Annotated in this window: 6 pseudogenes; all 6 read right to left on the minus strand. The window is 74.5% G+C overall.

The window, feature by feature from the left end:
* Positions 1–19: 19 nt before the first annotated feature.
* A pseudogene (locus tag FF86_RS68800) lies at positions 20–376 on the minus strand (ketoacyl-synthetase C-terminal extension domain-containing protein); the annotation flags it as partial.
* A 1-nt stretch (position 377) separates the two neighbouring features.
* Positions 378–878: pseudogene (locus FF86_RS68805) on the minus strand (beta-ketoacyl synthase N-terminal-like domain-containing protein); the annotation flags it as partial.
* Between the two features lies 1 nt (position 879).
* Positions 880–1,443, minus strand: a pseudogene (locus tag FF86_RS68810) (beta-ketoacyl synthase N-terminal-like domain-containing protein); the annotation flags it as partial.
* Between the two features lie 8 nt (positions 1,444–1,451).
* Positions 1,452–3,732 (minus strand): annotated as a pseudogene (locus tag FF86_RS68815) (SDR family NAD(P)-dependent oxidoreductase); the annotation flags it as partial.
* A gap of 1 nt (position 3,733) precedes the next feature.
* Positions 3,734–4,739, minus strand: a pseudogene (locus FF86_RS68820) (polyketide synthase dehydratase domain-containing protein); the annotation flags it as partial.
* 1 nt (position 4,740) lies between these two features.
* Positions 4,741–6,041 (minus strand): annotated as a pseudogene (locus FF86_RS68825) (acyltransferase domain-containing protein); the annotation flags it as partial.

Raw genomic sequence — 6,041 nt, forward strand, 5'->3', positions numbered from 1 at the left:
GGACGGTCGCGGCGAGGGNACGTCGTCTGGCGTGGGCTGCCCGGCGGGCGACGGTTCCTCCAGGATGAGGTGCGCGTTGGTTCCGCTGATGCCGAACGCGGACACCGCGGCCCGGCGGGGCCGGCCGGCGGGCGCGGGCCAGTCCAGACTCTCGGTCAGCAGCGCGACTGCCCCGTCGGACCAGGCCACATGCGGCGTCGGCTCGTCCGCGTAGAGGCTGCGCGGCAGGGTCTGGTGCCGCATCGCCATGACCATCTTGATGATCCCGGCGACACCGGCCGCGGCCTGGGTGTGGCCGATGTTCGTCTTGACCGAGCCCAGCCGGAGCGGTTCGCCGGTGCCGCGCTGGCCGTAGGTGTCCAGCAGCGCCTGCGCCNCAATCGGATCACCCAGAGTCGTTCCGGTGCCGTGGCCCTCGACGACATCGACATCGGCGGGTTCCAGCCGGGCGTCGGCCAGGGCGTCGCGGATAACCCGCTGCTGGGCGGGCCCGTTCGGCGCGGTGAGCCCGTTGCTCGCGCCGTCGGAGTTCACGGCCGAGCCGCGGACCACCGCCAGCACGCGATGCCCGGCGCGTTGGGCATCGCGCAGCCGCTCCAGCACCAGCAGGCCGACCCCCTCTCCGAACCCGGTGCCGTTGGCCGAGGCCGCATACGACCGGCACCGCCCGTCGAACGACAGGCCGCGCTGACGGCTGAACTCGATGAACAGGCCGGGGGTGGCCATCACCGTCACACCGCCGGCGAGCGCGAGGGAGCACTCTCCTCGGCGCAGCGCGCCGCAGGCGAGATGGACGGCGACCAGCGACGAGGAACACGCTGTGTCCACGGTGATCGCCGGCCCCTCGAGGCCGAAGGTGTACGCGAGGCGACCCGAGGNGACGCTGCCGGCGCTGCCGTTGCCGATGAATCCCTCGTACTCGCGCGGCGGCCGCCCGAGCCGGGAGGCGTAGTCGTCGTACATCACGCCCGCGTACACACCGGTCCGGCTGCCCCGCAACGTGGTGTGGTCGATGCCCGCCCGTTCGAACGCCTCCCAGGCGGTCTCGAGCAGAAGGCGTTGTTGGGGATCGGTCGCGAGGGCCTCCCGCGGGCTGAGGCCGAACAGCCCGGCGTCGAACTCGTCGGCGTGGTGCAGGAATCCGCCGTGCCGGGTCACCGAGGTGCCGCCGACGTCCGAGTCGGGATCTGGGTCGTAGAGCGCGTCGACGTCCCAGCCGCGGTCCGCGGGAAAGGGTGTGATGGCGTCCCGCCCCCCGGCCACCAGGTCCCACAGATCCTCCGGACTCCACACGTCCCCGGGGAAGCGGCAGCTCATCCCGACGATCGCGATGGGCTCGTGCTGTTCGGACTCCACCTCGGTAAGACGCTGACGGGTGCGGGCCAGATCCGCCGTCACCCATTTCAGATATTCAACGAGCTTCTCTTCGTCAGGCATCGAGATCCCTGTTNCCGTGGGCGGACTGCGGCAGACGACCAAGTTCGTTGTCGATGAAGGAGAATATTTCCGCGGTATCGGCCGACTGAATTCTGTCGGCGGCGTTCTCCGCGCGGGGGGAAGGAATGTCCTCCCAGCGCGCAAGCAGCGTGCGCAGCCGACTGACGATCGTGAGACGGGCCTGCGGCGCGGCGGCGGACAGCGCCGCCTCGAGTTCCGTCAGGTCCGCCGTGGCGGGCTGCGTGGCGACCGGGCCGCCCGCGTCCAGCGTCGCCTGCAGATACCCGGCCAGTCGGGACGGGGTGGGATAGTCGAAGATCGCCGTCGCCGGCATCCGCTGCCCGGTGTCCCGGCTCAGCCGGTTGCGCAGCTCCACCCCGGTGAGCGAGTCCATCCCGAGCTCGGCGAAGGTCTGCTGGGGGTCGATCTCGCGGGCCGACCGGTGGCCGAGCACCGCGGCCACCGTCGCGACGACGAGGTCGGTGAGAGCCTGTTCCCGTTCCACCCCCGTCAGCGTGGCGAACCGGCGCAGGTGCCCGGCCGGTCCGGCCTGGGACCGGCGGCGCGGTGCCGGCGGGACCAGGGCCGCCAGGAAGGGCGCCAGGGTCCGCTCGTCGGCCTGGGCCCGCAGCGTCCGCGGGTCGAGCGCCAGTGGGGCGACGAGAGCATGGTCTGCCGCCACCGTCCGGTCGGACACCGTCCGGTCGAACAACGCCCGGTCGAACAACGCGAGCCCGGTCTCGGCGGACATCGGAACGAGCCCGGCGCGGGCGATCCGGGCCCGGTCCGCCTGTCCCAGGCCGGCCGTCATGCCGCTGGCCGGTTCCCACAGCCCCCACGCGAGCGAGACGGCGGGCAGGCCCCGTTCCCGGCGCAGGGCCGCGAGCTCGTCCAGGACGGCGTTCGCCGCCGCGTAGCAGGCCTGTCCCGGGCTACCGAGGATGCCGGCGAACGAGGAGAACAGCACGAACGCCCGCAGGTCGAGGTGCGCGGTCAGCCGGTGCAGGTGCCAGGCCGCGTAGGCCTTCGGCCGCATCACCGCGTCCAGGCGCTGGGGAGTCAGGGACTCGAGGACGCCGTCGTCCAGCACGCCTGCCGCGTGGATCACCGCGGTGAGCGGGTGTTGCGGGGGGATCGCCGCGATCAGCTCGGCCAGCGCAGCCTGGTCGGCGACGTCAGCCGCCACCACCGTCGTCCGGGCGCCGAGCTCCGCCAGGTCCGCGACGAGGCCGTCGGCCCCCGGTGCCAGCAGGCCGCGACGGCTCACGAGGAGCAGGTTGCGCACCCCGTGCGCGGTGACCAGATGGCGGGCGAGCAGGGCGCCGAGGCCGCCGGTGCCGCCGGTGATCAGCACCGTGCCGGTGGCGTCCCAGACCGGGTGACCAGCACCTCCGTCCGACCCGGACGGCGCGGACGGCGCGGACGGCGCGGACGGCGCGGACGGCGCGGACGGCGCGGACGGCGGGGGGATCCGCACCAGCCGTGGTGCGGCCGCGACCCCGTCGCGGATCACCAGTTCGGGCTCGCCGGTCGCCAGTGCCGCCGAGACCGCGGCGACGGACGCCGGGGCCGCGTCCAGGTCGAGCAGGACGAAGGCACCCGGGTTCTCGGCTTCGGCGCTGCGGATCAGGCCCCGGATCGCAGCGGCGGCGAGGCCGGTGGGCGCGCCGCCGGGTGCCTCTGCCGGCGCACCGGCGGACGTCGGTTCCACCAGCGGGCCGGTGACGATCACAAGCCGGGCCTCGGTCAGGCCGGCGTCGGCGGACCAGGAACGCGCAAGGTCGAGAGCGCGGTGGGTGACCGGCGGGGCGGTGATCTTCCGCTCGTGGCCGTCGCCGTCGGCGTCGGCGTCGGCGTGGCCGCCGCTGTCGGCCGCGGCGGTACCCGCGACGAACACGACCGCGGGCACGGGCGCTCCCTGCGCCAGCGCCGCCCGCAGCGCGCCGAGGTCGTCATACCGGTCGACGGCCAGTCCCTCGGCCTCGAACCGCGTGAGAATCTCGCCCGCGCCGGGTTCCAGGACGGCCCACCGTCCGGCGGGCGCCTGCCCGACGGCCAGCGGCACCGGCTTGCGTTCGAGGGTGAACAGCTCGGCGGGGGAGGTGACCGCGAGCCGGCGGAGCTCCTCGAGCGGGGCCCTGCGGACCAGCAGCTCGCGGATCGTGATGACCGGGTCGCCGGCGTCGTCGACCGCCGACACCGCGAACGTGTCCGGCCCCGTCGGGCGCAGCCGTACCCGCAACGTCGTCGCGCCCGTCCGGTGCCAGGACACGCCCGACCAGGAGTACGGCAGCGNCACGGTCCCGCCGGCCGACGCGGGTGCCGAGGTGTCTCCACTCCCGGTGGGACCGGACAGCCCGGTCAGCGCGAGCGCGTGCAGCGCGGCGTCGAGCAGCGCCGGGTGCACCCCGTACGTGGCGGCCCGGACAGTCTCCTCGGGAGACAGGCCGACCTCCGCGAAGACCTCGTCGCGGCGGATCCAGCCGGCGGTCAGGCCCTGGAACGCCGGGCCGTAGTCCAGTGCGTGTTCGGCCAGCCGATCGTAGGCGTCGGCGACCTCCAGCTGCTGGGCTCCCTCGGGCGGCCAGACCCGCGCGAAGGTGTCGCCCTCCCCCTCCGCCGGCTCCGGTTCGAGCGTTCCGGCGCCGTGACGGCGCCAGGTCGGATCGGCGTCGGCACCGGAGGCCCGAGCGTGCATGGTGATCGATCGCCTGCCGGCGACGTCGGGCGCCGCGACCGTGACCCGCAGGGCCACGCTCCCCTGTTCCGGCAGGACGAGAGGCGCCTCGAGCGTCAGTTCCGCCAGCCGCCCGCACGCGACCGCGGCACCCGCCCGCGACGCGAGCTCGACCCAGGTGGTGCCGGACAGCAGCACGATGCCGTCCACCGCGTGGTCGCGCAGCCACGGATGCGTGCGCAGCGACACCCGGCCGGTGAGAATCACCTCGTCGCTGTCGACCCCTTCGACGAAGGCGCCGAGCAGCTCGTGTCCGGTCCGGTCCAGGCCGAGGCTCTCGGCGTCCTCGCGCTGGGCGGCGCCCGCGGCCGACTCGAGCCAGAACCGGCGACGCTGGAAGGGGTAGGTGGGCAGGTCGACTGGGAGCACGGCGGCGTCCGGCTCGCCGAGCACCGCGGTCCAGTCGACGGCGCCGCCGTGTGCCCACACCTCGGCGAGGGAGAGCAGGAAGCGGGCGCGGCCGCCGTCGTCGCGGCGCAGGGAACCGAGCGTGACGGCCCGACCGCGACCCTCGTCGAGCCCCACGGCCTCGATGGTCTCCCCCAACCCCACGGTCAGCACCGGGNGTGGACTGCACTCGACGAACAACCGGTGCCGCCGGTCCAGCAGCGTCCGGGTGACCTGTTCGAACTGGACGGTCTCGCGCAGGTTGGTGAACCAGTAGTCCGGACCCAGTTCGGTCGGGTCCAGGACGTCCCCGGTCACGCCCGAGTAGAAGGCGATCTCCGTGGCACGCGGCGTGATGCCGGCGAGGGCACTGACCAGCCGGTCGCGGACCTGGTCCATCTGCGCCGAGTGCGAGGCGTAGTCGACGGGAATCCGCCGTACCCGCAGCTCGCCGGGCTCGGCCAGCAGGCGCTCGATGTCCTCGGCCGGTCCCGCCACGGCCGTGGAGGCGGGGCCGTTCACCGCGGCGATCTCGAGCCGGCCCCCCCACCGGGCGATCCACGCGCGTACCTGGTCGACGGGTGCCAGCACGGACGCCATCCCGCCCGCGGGCGTCAGCTCGGTCAGGGCCTGACTGCGCAGCGCCACGATCCGGGCGGCGTGATCGAGGGTGAGGGCGCCGGCGATGTGCGCGGCGGCGATCTCACCCTGGGAATGCCCGACGACGGCGGTGGGCCGCACCCCCTGTGAGATCCACAGGCGGGCCAGCGAGACCATGACCGCGAAGAGCGCCGGCTGGACGATCTCCGCCCGGTCCAGGGTCGGGGCACCGGGCACGGCGCGCAGCACGTCCAGCAGGGACCAGTCGACGTACCGACCGACCGCGTCCGCGCACGCCTCGAGCGCGTCCCGGAACACCGGCGAGGTTCCGAACAGCTCCACCGCCATCCCAGGCCACTGCGAGCCCTGGCCGGGGAAGACGAACGTGACCTGCGAGGAGTCGACGGTGGAGGCGCTGACGGTGCCCGGCGCGGACGTCCCGCCGGCCAGCGCCCGCAGCCCGGCGAGCAGGTCGTCCCGTCCGTCGGCGACGACGACCGCCCGGTGGTCGAGCGCTGCGCGCGTGGTGGCCAGCGCCCGGGCGACCTGGCGCGGGTCCAGGTCGGGAGTCGACTCGGCGAAGCCGAGCAGCGCCTCGGCCTGGGCTCGCAGCGCGGGTTCGCCCCGGGCCGACATCACCCACACGACCGGCTCGGCCGTCGCCTCGCTCCCGCCGGCCGACCCGCCGGACTCCGCGGCGAACTCCGTCGCGGGCTCCGCGGCGGGCTCCGTCGCGGGCTCCGTGGCCGGCTCCGTGGCCGGCTCCGTGGCGGACTCCGTGAGGGCGGGGGGTTCCTCCAGGATGACGTGGGCGTTGGTGCCACTGATCCCGAACGACGACACCGCGGCCCGACGCGGACCCGACCCCTCCCAGGGAACC

The sequence above is a fragment of the Frankia sp. CpI1-P genome (assembly GCF_001421075.1).
GTDB classification, from domain to species: domain Bacteria; phylum Actinomycetota; class Actinomycetes; order Frankiales; family Frankiaceae; genus Frankia; species Frankia torreyi.